This is a genomic window from Mesorhizobium sp. YL-MeA3-2017 (genome assembly GCF_030814575.1).
Taxonomy (GTDB): domain Bacteria; phylum Pseudomonadota; class Alphaproteobacteria; order Rhizobiales; family Rhizobiaceae; genus Mesorhizobium; species Mesorhizobium terrae.
This window is the reverse complement of the sequence record NZ_JAUSVH010000001.1, coordinates 3,213,174-3,230,177: the sequence shown is the minus strand read 5'-3', so window position 1 is coordinate 3,230,177 and position 17,004 is coordinate 3,213,174. Positions and strand designations below refer to the sequence as shown.

13 protein-coding genes are annotated in these 17,004 nt (G+C 63.0%); 6 read left to right on the top strand and 7 right to left on the bottom strand.

From position 1 onward, the window contains the following. Positions 1 to 8 precede the first annotated feature (8 nt). From QFZ88_RS15510 to gcvA, 4 genes are all read right to left on the bottom strand, one after another. A complete protein-coding gene (locus QFZ88_RS15510; RefSeq protein ID WP_024924213.1) occupies positions 9 to 1,313 on the bottom strand; it encodes an ABC transporter substrate-binding protein in 1,305 nt (434 codons plus the stop codon). A gap of 131 nt (positions 1,314 to 1,444) precedes the next feature. Continuing rightward, entirely contained in the window at positions 1,445 to 2,839 is a 1,395-nt protein-coding gene (locus QFZ88_RS15505) for a hypothetical protein (RefSeq protein ID WP_024924214.1), read from the bottom strand. A gap of 30 nt (positions 2,840 to 2,869) precedes the next feature. Next, positions 2,870 to 4,174, bottom strand: coding sequence for a nicotinate phosphoribosyltransferase (gene pncB, locus QFZ88_RS15500; RefSeq protein ID WP_024924215.1), 1,305 nt, complete (start codon positions 4,172 to 4,174; stop codon positions 2,870 to 2,872). Positions 4,175 to 4,322: 148 nt separating this feature from the next. Continuing rightward, positions 4,323 to 5,303, bottom strand: a complete 981-nt coding sequence (gene gcvA / locus QFZ88_RS15495; RefSeq protein WP_024924216.1) for a transcriptional regulator GcvA — start codon at positions 5,301 to 5,303, stop codon at positions 4,323 to 4,325. 177 nt (positions 5,304 to 5,480) lie between these two features. Here gcvA and speB point away from each other — a divergent pair, with 177 nt between their 5' ends. The 5 genes from speB to QFZ88_RS15470 all read left to right on the top strand — a co-directional run bounded on the left by speB (position 5,481) and on the right by QFZ88_RS15470 (position 10,564). Further along, a complete protein-coding gene (speB, locus tag QFZ88_RS15490; RefSeq protein WP_024924217.1) occupies positions 5,481 to 6,533 on the top strand; it encodes an agmatinase in 1,053 nt (350 codons plus the stop codon). Positions 6,534 to 6,610: 77 nt separating this feature from the next. Continuing rightward, a complete protein-coding gene (locus QFZ88_RS15485; protein WP_036253386.1) occupies positions 6,611 to 7,699 on the top strand; it encodes an ABC transporter substrate-binding protein in 1,089 nt (362 codons plus the stop codon). A gap of 185 nt (positions 7,700 to 7,884) precedes the next feature. After that, a complete protein-coding gene (locus QFZ88_RS15480) occupies positions 7,885 to 8,922 on the top strand; it encodes an ABC transporter ATP-binding protein (protein WP_024924219.1) in 1,038 nt (345 codons plus the stop codon). Beyond that, positions 8,919 to 9,773 carry an ABC transporter permease gene (locus QFZ88_RS15475; protein WP_024924220.1) on the top strand — a complete coding sequence of 285 codons (855 nt, stop codon included), beginning with the start codon at positions 8,919 to 8,921 and terminating at the stop codon, positions 9,771 to 9,773. The genes QFZ88_RS15480 and QFZ88_RS15475 overlap by 4 nt, the downstream gene beginning before the upstream one ends. Further along, the gene (locus QFZ88_RS15470) at positions 9,770 to 10,564 is read left to right on the top strand and encodes an ABC transporter permease (protein ID WP_024924221.1); all 795 of its coding nucleotides are present in this window, start codon (positions 9,770 to 9,772) and stop codon (positions 10,562 to 10,564) included. The genes QFZ88_RS15475 and QFZ88_RS15470 overlap by 4 nt, the downstream gene beginning before the upstream one ends. A gap of 16 nt (positions 10,565 to 10,580) precedes the next feature. Here QFZ88_RS15470 and QFZ88_RS15465 read toward each other — a convergent pair whose 3' ends face one another. From QFZ88_RS15465 to QFZ88_RS15455, 3 genes are all read right to left on the bottom strand, one after another. After that, positions 10,581 to 11,990 carry an MATE family efflux transporter gene (locus QFZ88_RS15465; RefSeq protein ID WP_024924222.1) on the bottom strand — a complete coding sequence of 470 codons (1,410 nt, stop codon included), beginning with the start codon at positions 11,988 to 11,990 and terminating at the stop codon, positions 10,581 to 10,583. Between the two features lie 233 nt (positions 11,991 to 12,223). Continuing rightward, complete coding sequence (locus QFZ88_RS15460) at positions 12,224 to 13,240, bottom strand: amino acid ABC transporter substrate-binding protein (RefSeq protein ID WP_024924223.1); 1,017 nt, start codon at positions 13,238 to 13,240, stop codon at positions 12,224 to 12,226. Between the two features lie 132 nt (positions 13,241 to 13,372). Beyond that, positions 13,373 to 16,432, bottom strand: coding sequence for an aminotransferase class III-fold pyridoxal phosphate-dependent enzyme (locus QFZ88_RS15455; protein ID WP_307418188.1), 3,060 nt, complete (start codon positions 16,430 to 16,432; stop codon positions 13,373 to 13,375). A gap of 127 nt (positions 16,433 to 16,559) precedes the next feature. On the opposite strand from QFZ88_RS15455, the gene QFZ88_RS15450 reads away from it, so the two are divergent. After that, the gene (locus QFZ88_RS15450) at positions 16,560 to 16,994 is read left to right on the top strand and encodes an Lrp/AsnC family transcriptional regulator (protein WP_024924225.1); all 435 of its coding nucleotides are present in this window, start codon (positions 16,560 to 16,562) and stop codon (positions 16,992 to 16,994) included. Positions 16,995 to 17,004: the final 10 nt, after the last annotated feature.

The window sequence follows — 17,004 nt, the reverse complement described above, 5'->3', positions numbered from 1 at the left end:
AAGCTGGTTCACAAAGGCTGCTTGGTATAATCGGCCTGCGGCTCGTACATGCCGTCTTCGATGGCGGTCTTGTGCACGACCATCAGCTTGCCGCCTTCCAGCTTGGAAATGTTCTGACTGCCGAAACACTGGTGGATCTTGCCGTTGAACAGCTTGCGGCCCTGCGGATGCTCCGGTCCTTCCTTGAACTCGGTCAGCGCCTCAGTAGCTTCAACCAGCTTGGCACGATCTTCCGGTCCCTTGTAGCCGGCATCCTCCATCGCCTTCTTGATGACGTAGAGCGTCTCCCAGCAGCCGAACATATGGGCGGCGGTCGAGACGTCCTTCGGATCGCCGACGGCGGCACCATTGTCGTCTATGCCGACGGCGGCACGGTAGGCTTTCTGCGCTTCCGTGTCGTCGGCCTGGGCGTAGCGTGGCGAACCCTCCCAGAAGTGGCTGCCGTTCAGATATTCGAGGCCCGGGCTGTTGATGTCGACCGCCTCCAGCGAATCGATGAAGCCGAACAGTTTCGGCCCGCTCGAACCGTAGAAATCGCCCAATTCCTTGACGAAGGTCAGCACCGCCGGACCGACCATGACGTGATAGATCGCATCGGTGTCGGAGGGGATCTGCGGAAAATACTTGGTGAAGGAGGATTCCGTCGGCGGAATGGCGATCTTGGCGATCACCTCCGCGCCCGCCTTCTGCAGGGCCGGCGGCAGGTAGTCGCGATGGTCGTAGCCGAAGGCGTAATCGGGGAAGATCATGGTGATCTTCTTGCCGGCATTGGCGGCGATCCATGGCGCCACCGAAGTGACCTGGGCGCGAACGTCCGTAATGCCCGGCTGGAACACGTAGCGGTTCAGCTTGCCGGACGCGACGTGATAGCCCTCCGACACGACATAATATGGAATTTTCAATTCGCCGGCGGTCGGCGCCGAACCCACCACCACATTCGAGAACAGCGTGCCGTAGACGATATCGACCTTGTGCTGGTTGGCGAGCTTCGCCACCACTTCGGCGCCACGGGCGGCGTCGGTGCCGTCGTCTTCGATGACGATTTCGACCTGACGGCCATTGATGCCGCCGGCGGCATTGATTGCTTTCACGGCGGCCGCCGTCGTTCTTTCATACCAGCGGCCATAGGCGGCGCCGATGCCGGTGCGATGTGCCTGGAAGCCGATCTTGATCGGCGCCGAGCTCTGCGCCTGGGCATAACGCACGAAGCCGGGGGCAACGGCGAGACCAGTACCGGCAGCCAGGCCTTTCAGCACGCCACGACGGGACACTGCGGTGTTTGCAAGATCGAAGAAGCGGCTTTTCTCAGTCATCGAGATCCCCTCATGGGCATTGACCTGCAGCCGGCGAAAGGCTGGGTGAAAATCGCGGCGCAAACCAATCACCAAACCTCGGTCATGGCAAGCGAGCATTCCGTGGCGTCAACCGACACGCCATGGTCGGCTCAGCCAACGGCCGGCGTGGCTAGAAGCCAGAGCCCGAAGACGGTATAGGCGATCATCAGGATCGTGAGCGGTATCTGCGTGAGAACGGCACGAACCGGGGACGGATCCAGCCTCGCGGCGAACACATGCGCGACAAGGACGGCGAGCACATGCCCGCAGACGATGGTGGCGGCCTGGATGTTCCATATCCACCAGGCAGCAGTCGCGCCGGCAACGATTCCCGCCTCGACCTGCATGTTCGCCGTGCCGAAAATATCCCACCCTCGCGCGAAGGGATCGGACAGCGCCACGAGCGCATACTGACCGTCGACAAGCAGCGCCGTCAGATAGTGCGCGACATGATAGGCGAGAGCGATCGGCACGATCGACCAGACGAGCAAGCCGGCGGCATTGGCGAAACCATGTGCCCTGCCGGCCAGGCGCAGGCCGAAGAAGACGGCTACGGCAAACAGCAACGCCAGGAGCAGAAAGGTCAGCACGAGACCCAGCGTAGCCGAACCGATCAGCGCCGTGCGCCCGGGGTATTCGAGAGGATTGACGCCGATCGAGCCGAGCCACAAGAACGTCTTGCCAAGCCCGTCGAAGGAAACCGACGACAGTGCGAGCAGCAGGAAGGCGACGCCACTCAACGGCAGTGATGGCGTGTCGAGCAGTCTTGCACCAGGCAGGTTGAGATAGAACCTGCCGTCCGCGCCACGGCCGACCATGGAAAAGCGCGCCAGCATCGAGAAAAAGACCGACAGGAACTCGCCGCGGCGGGCCCAGTTCTCATAACCGAACGCCAGCATGGCGATGAAGCCGACCAGCCAGTAGAGGCCGGCCGCAACGGCAAGCCGCGCGGGATCGTCCGGCGCCGGATCGACAAGTTCGAACCAGGCAAAGGCGAGGAACAACGCGAAGGCGGGCCAACAACCAGCGCCCCCTTTCGACGGTTCGTTGCGGACAAACCCCAGCCGCATCACCAGACGGTATGGCCCCTGCCATGGATTGAGCCAGGACCAAAGGTCACCCACCATTCCCTGCAGCAACACAAACCCGGCCCACAGAAGCGTCCAGACCGTCAGCGGAAGCGGATTGGAAAGAGGATCGCGACTGCCCCAGGAACCGGCAGCCAGCAGCAGTGCAAAGCCAGCGAAAGACAAGAGCCCGACTACCGTTTTTGCCCGATCGCCAAAGGTGAAGAGCGGCAAGCGCCACTGCCAGGCCCGTTCGAGGAAACCCGATGGCAGCAATGCCAGCACGAGAAAGGATGCACCAACCGCAAAGGCACCGCCGGCAATGTAATACCCTGTCGACAACAACAGGACATGGCCGCGGTCCGAAGCGTGGGCAAGGGCAAGGCACGGCCACAACGCACCGGCAAGTGTGAGGCTGAGAAACCGCAGGAACCTCACAGCTGCCTTCCGCCGGAAGTCATCCTGATTTTAGACTTTCACCAACTGCCTGACGCGCGCTTCCTCGCCGAAGATGCGCAGATAGCGGGCGATTTCCTTCGTGTCGCCTGTCGCCTTGGCCGGATTGTCGGAGAGCTTCACCGCCGGGCGACCATTGGCGTCCGTCACCTTGCAGACCAGCGAGATGGCGTTGAGCCTGTCGGTGGAGATCGGCGCGCAATCCTCGAAATCATTGGTCAGGTTGGTGCCCCAGCCGAAGGACATGCGAACCTTGCCCTCGAAATGACGATAGGTCTCGATGATGGTATCGACGTCGAGGCCATCGGAGAAGATCAGGAGTTTCTGCCTCGGGTCCCTGCCCTTATCGCGCCACCAGGAGATGATGCGCTCACCGCCTTCGACCGGCGGAGCGCTGTCCGGGCGGAAACCGGTCCAATCGGCCACCCAATCGGGCGCGTCTCGCAAGAAGGCAGCGGTGCCGAAAGCATCGGGAAGCACGATCAGCAGGTTGCCGCCATAATAACGCTGCCAATCCTGCAGGACCTTGTACGGCGCCTGGCGAAGCTCCGCCTCGGAATTCGCCAAAGCGGCGAGCACCATCGGCAGTTCGTGCGCGTTGGTGCCGAGCGCCTCAAGATCGGTATCCATGGCGAGCAGCACGTTCGACGTGCCGGTGAAGGCACCGCCGATGCCTTCCTTCAAGGCCTCCACGCACCAGCGCTGCCACAGGAACGAGTGACGGCGCCGCGTGCCGAAGTCGGAAATGCGGATTTCAGGGAGCTGTTTCAGTCGCTCGGTCTTGGCCCACATCTTGGCCTTGGCGCGTGCATAAAGCACGTCCAGCGCGAAGGGGCCGAATGCCTTCAGCGCAGCACGCGAACGCAGCTCGTTGATGATAGCAAGCGCCGGGATTTCCCAAAGCGTCGTGTACATCCATGGGCCGGAGAAGGAGAGTTCGTACTGACCGTCGCGCCTTGAAAGCTCGTATTCCGGCAGGCGGAAATTCTCCAGCCAGGCCAGGAACTCCGGCTCGAATATCTGCTTGCGGCCATAAAAATTGTTACCGCCCAGCCAGATCATTTCCTTCTTGCTGAAACGCAATGTCCTGGCATGATCGAGCTGCTCGCGCAGCTCGCCTTCGTCGATCTCGTCGGCAAGGCGCACGGACGTCGTGCGGTTGATCAGCGAGAACGTGGCGTCGACCTTGGGATACATGCCCCAGATCATCTGCAGCATCAGCAGCTTGTAGAAATCGGTGTCGAGCAGCGACCGCACGATGGGGTCGAGCTTCCAGGTGTGATTGTAGACGCGCCGTGCGATATCAGTCCTGGCCATGTCCGAAACCTGCTTCCGCTTCCGCCCTTACGACTACCAGACCGGCCTCATAGCATTGAAATCATGAACGCGCTGCCCCGCAATATGCCTGGCACAGAGGAAAACGGGCGCGGCAGTAACAGGCATCAAGACCTCACAAGCCGTCACCTCAATCGTCCGACCGCGCGACGACCTTGAGCACCGGGCGTTTGCGACGGGTGACAATCTGAGCCGCCGCGGCCGTGTCAGGGCGGCTGTCGGCCTCGGCCTTTTCGGCAAACAGCCAATCCACGAACACCTGCACGATGGGCGCGGACCGCATCTCGTTGCGGCACACCACGTAAAAATCGTCCACCGCTGGCACCGAGAGGCCGAACGGCACGATGAGTTGACCCCTGGCCAGCAAGCCGCTGGCCGTCATCGTGTCGCCCAGCGCCACGCCATGGCCATGCAGAGCCGCTTCGATGGACAGCCGGGCATCGTTGAAATGGTGGCGCCGGCAATTGCGCTCGAGGTCGAGCGCGTCGGCGGCGGCGAGCCAGGTGTGCCATTCGCGGCCGTCGTCACCATGCAGCAGCACATGGTCGGCGAGGTCCCGGATCGACCGGATCGGCCTGTTGTTGGCCAGCGTCGGACTGACCACCGGAAAGAGCTCGAGGCCCGACCACTTGCGAATCCAGCAATCGGTCCAGCTACCGTCGCCATAATGAACGCAGACATCGATGTCCGACGAGCGGATGTCACGCGGGTCGTTGGAGGCCACGAGCTTCAGCCTGATGTCGGGGTAACGCGATGTGAAGGCGCCGAGACGCGGGATCATCCACAAAGACAGCAGCGCCGGCACGCAGGAGACAACCAGCGCACCGCTGCTCGCCGGACGCGTCAACCGGGCCGCCGCCGCCGCAATACCCTCGAAGGCGCCGGATACCGCAGGCAGCAGTTCAGCACCATGCGGGGTGAGCTTGAGGCGGGAACCCACACGCTCGAACAACTTGACGCCGAGCGATTGCTCGAGCGCCTTGATCTGGTGGCTGACCGCGCCATGGGTGACATGGAGCTCGGCAGCCGCCTTGCTGAGCGAGGCGTGCCTGGCCGTCGCCTCGAAAGCGCGCAGGGGATTGAGCGGTGGCAGGCGTCGAGAGCTGTTCATACGCTTTATGTGAGCTTTCCTCACAGCGAGCGCTATAACAATATCAATTGATTTTCCATCCACACGCTCCGACAATCCGCGCCAATCACGCATAAAAAGACGGTATTGCAGGCAGCCGAAACGCTTTCGTGCACCGCTTTGGGGCACATCGGCATCCTGCCAGGAGGAGTTGCAGGAATGGGTTTCGACCGAGGCAAGCTCGACGCGTTGCGCCGCAAATATGGCGAGAGTCATGGCGGCGAGTTGTTCGATCCGAAATTCCGCCGCGTCGCCGACAAGATATTCTCCAAGAGCGGCACGCGGCTTGCCCCCTATTCGGGCATACCTACGTTCCTCTCCGCGCCCTATCGCGAGATTTCCGTCGACAGCCCGGACTTCGGCGACCTTCAGGTGGCGATGATTGGCGTGCCGATGGATCTCGGCGTCACCAATCGTCCAGGTTCCCGTTTCGGCCCGCGCGCCCTGCGCGCGATCGAGCGCATCGGCCCCTACAACCACGTGCTCGAATGCGCGCCGACGCATGAGATCAGGGTGGCCGATATCGGCGACGTGCCGTTTCGCAGCCGCTACCGGCTGGAGCTCAGCCATGACGACATCGAAAAACGCGTCGGCCAGATCGTCGACGCCGGCGTCATCCCGCTTTCCGTCGGCGGCGATCACTCGATCAGCCATCCGATCCTCAAGGCTGTCGGCAAGGACCGCCCGGTCGGCATGATCCATATCGACGCCCATTGCGACACGGGCGGCGCCTATGACCTGACCAAATTCCATCACGGTGGACCGTTCCGCAACGCCGTGCTGGACGGGGTGCTCGACCCGTCGCGCACCATCCAGATCGGTATTCGCGGCTCGGCCGAATATCTTTGGGAATTCACCTACGAATCCGGCATGACCGTCGTGCACGCCGAAGAGGTGACCGGCCTCGGCATCCCGGCCATCATCGAGAAGGCAAGGAAGATCGTCGGCGACGGCCCGACCTACGTCTCCTTCGATGTCGACAGCCTCGACCCGGCCTTCGCCCCGGGTACCGGCACGCCGGAAGTTGGCGGACTGACCACGCGCGAAGTGTTGGAAATCCTGCGTGGATTGAAGGGCCTCAACATCGTCGGTGGCGACGTCGTCGAGGTCGCGCCGCAATATGATTCCACCACCAATACGGCGCACGCCGGCGCACAGGTGCTATTCGAAATCCTGTCGTTGATGGTGTTCAGCCCGGCACTGAAAGGATAATGGCGCCAGACGATGGCGCTATCGCATAAGAAAACGATAAGGGAACCCGGCAAAGACCGGAACAACGGAGAACATCGATGACCGAGATCATGAAGACCAAGCTCAGCCGACGCACCGTCCTCGGCGCCGGCGTTGCTGCTGCGAGCGTGCTGGCCATGCCGGCAGTCCTGCGTGCCCAGGAAAAATCGCTGAAGGTCGGCGTCTATGGCGGCTACTTCAAGAAGTCTTTCGACCAGCACATCTTCCCCGAGTTCACCAAGGCAACCGGCATCACCGTGGAATCGGTGGCCGAACCGACCGGCGAGGCGTGGCTGGTGCAGCTCGAGCAGGCGGCCAAGGCTGGCCAGGCCCCGGCTGACCTGTCAATGATGTCGCAGACCTCGACGCTGAAAGGCCAGTCGACCGAGCTCTGGCAGCCGCTCGATACCTCCAAGTTCAAACATTACGGCGATCTTCTGCCGCGCTTCATCAACAAATATCCGGATGGCCGTGTCGCCGGCATCGGCGCGGTGGCCTGGTATATCACGCTGGTCACCAACACCAATGTTTACAAGGAGGCTCCCAAGTCCTGGGACGCGCTGTGGGACAAGGCCAATGCCGACAAGCTCGGCCTTCTGGCGCTGGCTTCCAACTCCTTCCTGCTTGAAGTGACGGCCAAGACCTTCATGGGCGGCACCAATGCGCTCGACACCGACGAGGGCCTCGACAAGGCATTCGCGAAGCTCGCCGAAGTGAAGCCGAATGTGCGCTTGTGGTATCGCGACGAAGCACAGTTCGAGCAGGCGCTGAAGTCGGGCGAAATCCCGATGGGCCAGTATTACCACGATGTGACCGGCCTGGCAGCCAAGGACGGCCAGCCGGTACGCTCGACCTTCCCAAAGGAAGGCGGCATCCAGGATTCCGGCAACTGGGTTCTGTCGCGCGCCTCGAAGAAGGTCGACGAAGCCCATCTCTTCATCGACTATATGAGCCAGCCCAAAGTCCAGGGGCTGATGTCGCGCAACGTCGGCACTGCGCCGACGCTGAAGCGCGAGGTGCTCGACCTCACGGCAGCGGAATTTGCCGCGGTCTCTTCCGACATCGAGCCGATCATTCCGCGCTATGACCTTTATGTGTCGAAGGCCGACGCGATCAACCAGAAGTGGACCGAGTTGATCGTCGGCTGATTTTCCCATCCTCTCCCTGAGCGCAGGGAACAAGGGATATAGCCTTCGGGCGGGGAGCGAATACTATGCTGCAAGGCGGGTTCGCTCCCCGACTGCTATCGGCGCCCGGTCGGTCTCCAGAAGAGGCGGCCGACGCCAGATAACCGAAACATCCGCATGCACGACCAGCCAAGCAGGATAACGCCATGTCCGGATTGTCCATAAACGCGATCACCAAGCAGTTCGGCGATTTTGCCGCCGTCGACGATGTCAGCCTGTCCGTGCCGCACGGAAAATTCGTCTGCCTGCTCGGCCCGTCCGGCTGTGGCAAGACCACATTGCTCAGGATGATCGCCGGGCTGGAGGAGCCGACCAGCGGCGCCATCGTGCTCGATGGCGAGGAGATTACCAGCATACCGACGCACAAGCGCAATCTCGGCATGGTGTTCCAGTCGCTGGCGCTGTTTCCACACCTGACGGTCGGCGAAAACATCGCCTATGCCTTGCGTATCCGTGGCGCCTCCAAGGAAGACCAGCGCAAGCGGGTCAACGACCTTCTCGCCATGATCCACCTGAACGGCTTCGCCGACCGGCCGGTGGCGAAACTTTCAGGCGGCCAGCGCCAGCGCGTGGCGATCGCCCGTGCGTTGGCGCTGTCGCCCAAGCTGTTCCTGCTCGACGAACCGCTCTCCGCTTTGGACGCCAAGCTGCGCGAGGCCATGCAGGTGGAATTGCGGCAATTGCAGCAACGCCTTGGCATCACCACCGTCGTCGTAACCCACGACCAGCGCGAGGCGATGACCATGGCCGACCTCGTCGTTGTCATGGGCAAGGGCAAGATCCTGCAGGCTGCATCGCCCATCGAGATCTACCGCAAGCCGGCCGATGCGTTTGTCGCCGATTTTATCGGCATCACCAATCTGTTGCCGGCCGAGACCGACAGCGCCGGCCGCACCACGGTGTTGGGTTCCGCAGTGCCCGGCATCGCCCTGCCCTCCGGCTCGGCCAAAGCCACCATCTCCATCCGCCCCGAAGACATTCATTTCTCGGCCCCCGGCGCCGGTTCGATTGCCGGAACGGTGAGCTTCGTGCGCGATCTCGGCGGCACCATCGAAACCTTCGTGGAAGCCAGCGGAACCACCATCGTGGCGGTGGCGACGCCACGCGAGCGGCCCAATGTCAGCGTCGGCCAGGCCATCGGCGTGGTGCTGCCTCCGGAAAGCTGCGTGGTGCTGCAGCCATGAGGCGCGAACGCCCGAAAACGCTCGCCGACTACGCACCGCTGTTCTTCCCGGCACTGATGCTTGTCGTCTTCTTCGTCGTGCCGTTCTCGATCATGATCGCGGTGAGCTTCTTCAAGCGCAATCCGTCCGGCTTCTACACGCCGGATTTTGTGTTCGACAATTACGCGCGCTTCCTCACCACCTTCTTCGGTTCGGTGCTCGGCTTCTCGCTGATGCTGGCGATCCTGGTCGCGGTTTGCTGCGTGGTCATCGCCTTTCCCTTCACTTACCTCCTGACCAAGCGCCCGCGCGCCGTGCAGACAGTGTGGCTGGTCGCACTGCTTTCGGTGCTGTCGCTGTCGGAAGTCATCATCGGTTTCGCCTGGTCGACGCTGTTTTCCCGCACGGCCGGCATCACCAATCTTTTTGTCGCCATCGGGCTGATGAAAGAGCCGGTGGCGCTGCTGCCGAGTTTCTGGGCCGTGCTGACCGGTATGGTCTACCAGGCTCTGCCCTACACGATCCTGGTGCTCTATCCGGCTCTGGTGCGGTTGGACCCGACCTTGCTGGAGGCCGCACGCACGCTCGGCGCCTCGCCGGTGCGTGCCTTCTTCAACGTGGTGACGCCGGCGCTGCGCAACACCATCGTGGCGACACTGATCATGGTCTTCGTCTTTGCGCTCGGCTCCTACCTGTTGCCGCAGATCCTCGGCAGGCCGTCGAACTGGACGCTGTCGGTGCTGATCACCGACCAGGCGATCTACCAGTCCAACATGCCGTTCGCCGCCGCCATGGCCGTGTTCCTGGTTCTGATCTCGCTGGCGCTGGTCGGCCTCACGCTGCTCGTCGGCCGCAAGGAGAACGCGCTATGATCGTGCTTCGCCGGCTCTATTTCGTGCTTGTCGCGCTGTTCCTGGCCGCGCCGCTGATCGTCGTCGCTGGCGTCTCGGTCAACCAGAAGCAGGAACTGACCTTCCCGCCAAAGGGCTTTTCGCTCTCCTGGTACGGGCAGATCTTCAACGATCCGGAATGGCGGCTGGCGCTGATCCATTCGGTCACGCTGGCTATCTGCTCGGCCGCGATCGCCGTTGCCATCGCGCTGCCGCTTGCCTGGTTCCTGTGGCGGCGCATCGCGCCCTGGGCGAACATCTTCCAGGTGCTTGGTCTCGCACCTTTCATCCTGCCGCCAGTCATCACCGCGCTCGGTTTCCTGAGCTTCTGGGCAACGGTCGGCCTGTTCGGGCAGTTCTATACGGCCATCATCAGCCATGCGATCTTCTTCGTGACGCTGCCGCTGGTCACGCTTTCGCTCGGCTTCGCGTCCATCGACCGTTCGCTGGTGGAAGCCGCCTCCACCATGGGCGCCGACGACCGTACCGTGCTGAAGACCGTGGTGTTGCCACTGATCCTGCCCTATCTGGTCTCGGGCTTCGCTTTTGCCTTTGTCTTGTCGCTCAACGAATATATCGTTGCCTACATGACTATCGGCTTCACCACCGAGACATTGCCGATCAAGATTTTCAACGCGCTGCGCTACGGCTACACGCCGACCATGGCGGCGGTGTCGATCTTCTTCGTCACGGTCGCGGCGTTCGTGTTCGGCTCGATCGCCTATTTCGGCGACATCCGCCGGCTGCTTGGAGCGATGTCGTCGGATACCTGATCCCGGGAAGCCGGGATCAGTGCATCACGATCGGGCCGGTTCTTGCCGGCAGCCGGTCGCGACGCAACCAGCGGGTCAGCAGCAAAACGGCCACCACAGCCAGCCCTGTCGACAGACCCATCCAGATGCCGACCCCGGCAAAGCCAAAATGGAACGCAAGCAGCGCACCAAGCGGCAGCCCGACGCCCCAATAGCCGAACGCCGCGTAGATCATCGGCACGGTGGTGTCGTGCAGGCCGCGCAACATGCCGGCACCCACGGCCTGCGCGCCGTCGACGATCTGGAAAAGCGCGGCAAACGCCAGGAACGAGACGGCGAGGTCGACCACATGACCGTTCACCGGGTCGGCCACGTCGATGAAACCGCTGATCAATACGCGCGGCCAAAGCAGCATGGTGAGCGCTGTCAGCGACATGAAGCCGACACCCATCGCATAGGAGGTCCAGCCGGCACGGGTAACACCCTCCGGGTCACCGGCGCCATGGGCCAGCCCCACCCGCACGGTGACTGCTTGGTTGAGACCGAGCGGCACCATGAAGCTGATCGAGGCGATCTGCAGGGCGATGGCATGCGCCGCCAGCGACGGCGCGTTGATCAAGCCCATCAGGAAGGCAGCGGCATTGAAGATCGTCACCTCGAAGGCCAGAATACCGGCAATCGGCAAGCCAAGCTTGAGCAGCGCCTTGAAGCGCGGCCAGTCGGGTCGCCAGAAACGGCCAAACAGGTGATAGCGACGGAACTTCTTCTCCAGCGTCACCACGAGCACCATGCCGACGAACATCAGCACCGACGAGATGGTCGTGGCCAGTCCGGAACCGGCAATGCCAAGACGGGGCGCGCCGAGATTGCCGAACATGAACATCCAGTTCAGCAGCACGTTGGTTGCCACGGCGACGAAGACGATGACTAGCGCCCAGCCTGGGCGCTCAAGCGCGGAGATGAAGGAGCGCAGCACGATGTAGCCATAGAAGGGCAACACAGCCCACTGCAGCCAGCGCAGATAGATGCCCGCCTGGTGGGCGAGCGCCGGCTCCTGCCCCATGGCAAGCAGGATCTTTTCGCCGTTCCAAAGGAATATCCAGACCGGGATGGCGATAAGGACGGCCAGCCACAGGCCCTGGCGCACCGTGCGGCGCACATCGCGCACTGAATGGCGGAAACGCCCGAGTTCCGTCGCCATCATCGGCGAGGTGGCCAGCATCAGGCCGAGGCCAAAGATCAACGGCATGAAATAGAGGTTTGAGCCGAGCGCGCCGGCGGCGAGCGTGTCGGACCCCAGCCTGCCCATCATCATCACGTCGGTGGCCGTCATCGCCGTCTGGCCGAGATTTGTCAGCACCATCGGCCAAGCAAGCGACAGCGTCGCCTTGATTTCGGAGCGCCAGAGGCTTCCCGGCGCTCTCACGCCGGCTTCGATCGCGGACATTGTCTCTACGTCCCATTGCGGTGCGTCGGCATCAGCCGGAAACCGCGTCTGGCCGGAAACGGGATGGTTGCCGGCTGAATTGCGGTTTTCGTTGAATGCCGGAACCTTGGCAAGGGCCCGTGGCTACGAAAAATTGATCCAGAGCGACCGTTCAAGACCGCGCTTCCAAAAAGAAACCCGCGCAGGTGGCATCCTGCGCGGGTCTTAGGAATTGATATCGGCAGAAACCGCGATCAGCGCAGCGGCGGCGCGTACATCAACCCGCCCGCGTTCCAGAGCTTGTTGATGCCGCGATCGATCTTCAACGCGCTCGACTGGCCGAGATTGCGTTCGAACATCTCGCCGTAATTGCCGACCTTGGAGACGATGTTGTAGGCGAAGCGCGGATCGAGCCCCAGTTGCTGGCCATTGTCGCCCTCGACACCGAGGAAGCGCTTGATGGCCGGGTTTTGCGAAGCCAGCCCGGCTTCTGCGTTCTTCTGCGTCACGCCGAGTTCCTCGGCCTCAAGCAGAGCGAAGAGGGTCCAACGCACGATGTTGAACCACTTGTCGTCGGCCTGGCGCACGGCAGGACCAAGCGGCTCCTTGGAGATGATCTCCGGCAGCACGGTATAGGCTTCGGGATTGGTCAGCTTGAGACGCTGCGCATAGAGCGCGGAAGCATCGGTAGTGTAGACGTCGCAGCGGCCGGTATCGAAGGCCTTGATGATGCCGTCGGCGGAATCGATCACCACCGGTTCGTATTTCAGCTTGTTGGCGCTGAAATAGTCGGCGGTGTTCTGCTCGGTCGTGGTGCCCTGCTCGGCGCAGACGGTCGCGCCGGAAAGCTTCAGCGCGCTGTCCACGCCGATATCCTTGCGCACCATGAAACCCTGGCCGTCATAATAGATGGTACCGACGAAGTGGATGCCGATGCCGGCATCGCGCGACAGGGTCCAGGTGGTCTGGCGCGACAACAGATCGACGGTGCCCGACTGCAGCGCCGTGAAGCGCTCCTTGGTCGACAACGGCACGAAGCTGACCTTGTCCGGGTCGCCCAGAACAGCGGCGGCAACGGCACGACAGAAATCGATATCAAAGCCGTGCCATTTGCCGGCGTCATCCGGTGCCGAGAAGCCGGCGACGCCCTGGCTGACGCCACAGGTGACAGTGCCGCGCTGCTTGACGATGTCCAGCGTGTCGGCGACCGCCGGGACGGCCATTGTCGCCGAGCCGGCGAGCAGTGTCGCTGCGAATAGATGTTTCTTCATGTTCTCCTCCCTGGTTGTTCGAGGCAAAGCCTCTCCTGACGCCGGCACGGCAGCGCCGGCGTTGATCGATTGTCCTGCTGTGAATTCACCTGCCGGCCGATGCCGCCAGGCGAAACTGTCGTCGCGAACCGGCTAACGTTCGGCCAGCACCGCTGCGAAGGTCTCGTCCAGAGCGCTCACCAGATGATCGGCATTGGCACGGCTGAAGATCATCGGAGGACGCATCTTGAGCACATTGTCGTGTGGCCCCTCCGTGCCGATCAGCACGCCGCGCGCCCGGACACCGTCATTGATGCGGCGGGCGAGTGCGGTTGCTGGAGCCTTGGTCTTGCGGTCCTCGACCAGCTCGATGCCGAGGAAAAGGCCCATGCCGCGAACGTCGCCGATGATGTCGTAGCGCGCCTGCAATTCACGGAAACGGTCCATGAGATAGGTGCCGACCTCGGCCGCGTTCTGGCGCAGACCGTCTCGCTCGATCACGTCCAACACCGCCAGCCCTGCTGCGCAGGACACCGGGTTGCCGCCGAAGGTGTTGAAATACTCCATGCCGTTGTTGAAGGAGGTGGCGATCTCCTTGGTGGTGACCAGAGCCGCCATCGGATGGCCGTTGCCGATCGGCTTGCCCATGGTGACGATGTCGGGCACCACCCCTTGCGTCTCGAACGCCCACCAATGCGTGCCGACACGGCCGAAACCGACCTGCACCTCGTCGGCCACGCAGACGCCGCCGGCGGCGCGGACCAAGGCGTAGACTTCCTTCAGGTAACCTTCCGGCAGGAATACCTGACCAGCGACGCTGGGGATCGATTCCGCCATGAACAGTGCCGGGGCGCGACCCTGGCTGGCCATTGCCGCGATCTGCTCGGCGATGCTTTCGGCGAAGCGTCTGGCGTGTTCTTCGGCCGGCCAGTCGCCCGGCGCGCGATAGCTGTCGGGAATGACCGCTTCGAAGACATGCGCCGGCCGACCCTTTCCGCCCTTGCGCTTGTATTTGTACGGGCTGAGGTCGATCAGCTCCTGCGTCGTGCCATGATAAGCCCAGTCGAGCACGATGGCGTCGGAGCGGCCGGTATGGGTGCGCGCCATGCGCAGCATCAGGCTGTTGGCCTCGCTGCCGGAGCAGGCGAAGGACGCCACCGAAAGCCCCTCGGGCAGCGTCGCTGTGAGGCGTTCCGCGTAGGTGACGATCGCATCGTGCAGATAGCGCGTGTTGGTGTTGAGCTTCGCCGCCTGCCGGGCAATCGCCTCAACCACGTCGGGATGGGCGTGGCCGAGATGACAGACATTGTTGAAGCAGTCGAGATAGTCGAGATAGGCGCGACCACGGTCGTCGATCAGCCAAGGACCCTCGCCGCGCACAAACTTGATCGGTTGCGAGTAGGAGATCGACAGGTTCGGCAACAGCGCGGTCTTGCGCGCAGCCACGATCTCGGGGCGAGTGCGGCCGGTCTGCACGAATGTCTCCGGCGGGATACCGGCGAGTTCGGCGGCATCAGGGAAGAGCTCGCGCCAAACCTCGAGATAGCGCGCCTCGCCGACGCCCAGAATGTCACGCGCGGCAAGCTGCGGGTCCGCCGATATCTGGAAATGCAGATGCGGCGCCCAGCCGCCGTTCTCGGCGGCAACGCCCATCTCGCCGACGATAGCGCCGGCTTCCAGGCGCTGACCCGGCTTCAGCCGCGACATCGCCTCATGCGCGAGATGCCCCCACAGCGTCACGAAGGGCGGACAGCCTTCCGGCCGATGTTCCAGCGCCACCAGGCAGCCGTAACCCAGCCGGTCTTCTTCGATCTCGACGCTATTCACCGTGGCGGCGAGCGGCGTGCGGACCCTGGTTCCGGCCGGCATGAACAGGTCGAGGCCGAGATGATGGATGCGACGCACGCCTTCGATGAAACGCGAGCGGAACATGTCGCTGGCATAGACCGTGCGCGCCTCGCCCCACGGACCAATCCCGAGCTCGATGTTGTTTTCGGCGCTATAAGCATCCCACCAGGCACTAGCTTTCGCCGGCTGCTCGGCCGCCGAGGCGACCGTCATCGGGTGCTGCGGGTCGCCATAAGGAACCAGCGCCTTGACCAGCGTCGCCGGATGGCGATCGAGGATCGGGACAAGTTGCTTGCGGTTGGTGGAAATCCAGGCAGCGAGCGAGCGAGCGCCGGGTGCCGCATCGAAGCCGCAGGCGTGGCGCAGGATCGCCGTTGCGAAACGCGGGTTCATCGCATCGAGCCGGCGCAGCATGCGCCAGGCCGGCGCCTCGCTGATCGCCAGATAGGGATTGTCGCCGGTCTGCTGCCGGCGCAGCGCCGACAATGTGACGCTGGTAACCAGCCGCATCGCGATCAGGTCGAAGAGGAGGTCCACCTCTTCCTCGCGCAGCGGATATTCGGCGTGGAAGCCGGCAGCGAGTTTGGCCGCGGCGCCGATCGGGTCCTCGGTATCGAGAATGGCATAGGCGCAGGCAACCGCGACTTCCGCGATCAGCGGCGCATGCAGGGCATCGCCGAAATCGATGAGGCCGACGACGTGGGCCTGATCGTCGGCATCGACCAGCACGTTCCAGTCGTTGGCGTCGTTGTGGATGACCTGCGCGCGCAATGCCGGCAGGCGCGGTGCAACTTCGGCGTCGAAGCGGTCGAGGAAACGCTCGAGCAGCGCGCGGTCATTCGCATCGAGCACATGCTCCAGGCGACGGCGCGAGGCACCGGCACGGCGGATGTCCCAGTCGAAGCTGCGCAACGCGCCCGGGTGAATGAAGCCCTGCAAGGCACGATCGAGCCGGCCGAGCGCGCGGCCAAGGCTGTCGAGAGTTTCAGGCGTGCGTTCCGCTTCGGCCAGCGGCTTGCCAGGCAGCCACGAAACCAGCCGCAACGCGTGCTTTGCGCCATTGCTATCCGCGGCAAAAGCCAGCGTGGTGTTGTCCAGCGTCTTCCTGAGCGTCGGGACAGCGAGATTGGCGCCGGTACGCGCAAGATGATCGAGCAGCGCGGTCTGGAACTCGCTTTCGCTGCGCGGTTCGCTGGCGTTGACGACCTTCAGGATCCAGTCGCCCTCTTCGGAGGCCAGCCTGAAGTTCTGGTCGCGCTCGCTGTCGAGGTTACCAACCGAACCGGTCACACCGAAATGACTCGCCGCGAGCGCCCTCGCCTCGACCAGGGAGAAATTGGGTGCCGGGTGGGTAATGTTGGTCATCGCAGGTCCGGATTTGATCTTGATGGAGCTTGGCACGCGCCGAAAAACCGGGCATCTGGCAAAACGTCGGTTGGACCGGCACTATGCCTGCTTCGACCGGCACATTAACGGCGCATGGAAATCGGCCATGAAGGAACTCGACGCCAAGGACCGGGACATCCTCGCGATCCTCTCGAAGGAGGCGCGCATTCCGCTCAAGACGCTGGCTGCAAGGATCGGGCTCTCGCGCAGCGCCACCAGCGAACGCGTGGCGCTGCTTGAAAAAAGCGGTGTCATCCGCGGCTATCGCGCCGATATCGGGCAACTGGAGCAAAACCAGGTTTTCGCCTTCCTGATGGTGACGCTGGTGCGCACACCGTCCATCGGTATGCTCGACCAACTGGCGCGTCATCCCGAGGTCAGGCGCGTATCCTCCATCTCCGGCCAGGTCGACCTCGTCGTCGAGGTGGAAGTGCCGTCCATCGACCGGCTGAACACGCTGCGCGATCTGATCGCCTCGCACCAGAGCGTCGAGGACCTGACTTCGCTGATCGTGCTCAGGCGCGATATCGATCGTATCTGACCACCTGGCC

Excerpts from the sequence above, each read along its gene's own strand:
- QFZ88_RS15455 (WP_307418188.1), bottom strand. The coding sequence starts at position 16,432 with ATGACCAACATTACCCACCCGGCACCCAATTTCTCCCTGGTCGAGGCG.
- pncB (WP_024924215.1), bottom strand. The coding sequence starts at position 4,174 with ATGGCCAGGACTGATATCGCACGGCGCGTCTACAATCACACCTGGAAG.
- QFZ88_RS15480 (WP_024924219.1), top strand. The coding sequence starts at position 7,885 with ATGTCCGGATTGTCCATAAACGCGATCACCAAGCAGTTCGGCGATTTT.
- QFZ88_RS15475 (WP_024924220.1), top strand. The coding sequence starts at position 8,919 with ATGAGGCGCGAACGCCCGAAAACGCTCGCCGACTACGCACCGCTGTTC.
- QFZ88_RS15510 (WP_024924213.1), bottom strand. The coding sequence starts at position 1,313 with ATGACTGAGAAAAGCCGCTTCTTCGATCTTGCAAACACCGCAGTGTCC.
- QFZ88_RS15460 (WP_024924223.1), bottom strand. The coding sequence starts at position 13,240 with ATGAAGAAACATCTATTCGCAGCGACACTGCTCGCCGGCTCGGCGACA.
- QFZ88_RS15470 (WP_024924221.1), top strand. The coding sequence starts at position 9,770 with ATGATCGTGCTTCGCCGGCTCTATTTCGTGCTTGTCGCGCTGTTCCTG.
- QFZ88_RS15465 (WP_024924222.1), bottom strand. The coding sequence starts at position 11,990 with ATGTCCGCGATCGAAGCCGGCGTGAGAGCGCCGGGAAGCCTCTGGCGC.
- speB (WP_024924217.1), top strand. The coding sequence starts at position 5,481 with ATGGGTTTCGACCGAGGCAAGCTCGACGCGTTGCGCCGCAAATATGGC.
- QFZ88_RS15450 (WP_024924225.1), top strand. The coding sequence starts at position 16,560 with ATGAAGGAACTCGACGCCAAGGACCGGGACATCCTCGCGATCCTCTCG.
- gcvA (WP_024924216.1), bottom strand. The coding sequence starts at position 5,303 with ATGAACAGCTCTCGACGCCTGCCACCGCTCAATCCCCTGCGCGCTTTC.
- QFZ88_RS15485 (WP_036253386.1), top strand. The coding sequence starts at position 6,611 with ATGACCGAGATCATGAAGACCAAGCTCAGCCGACGCACCGTCCTCGGC.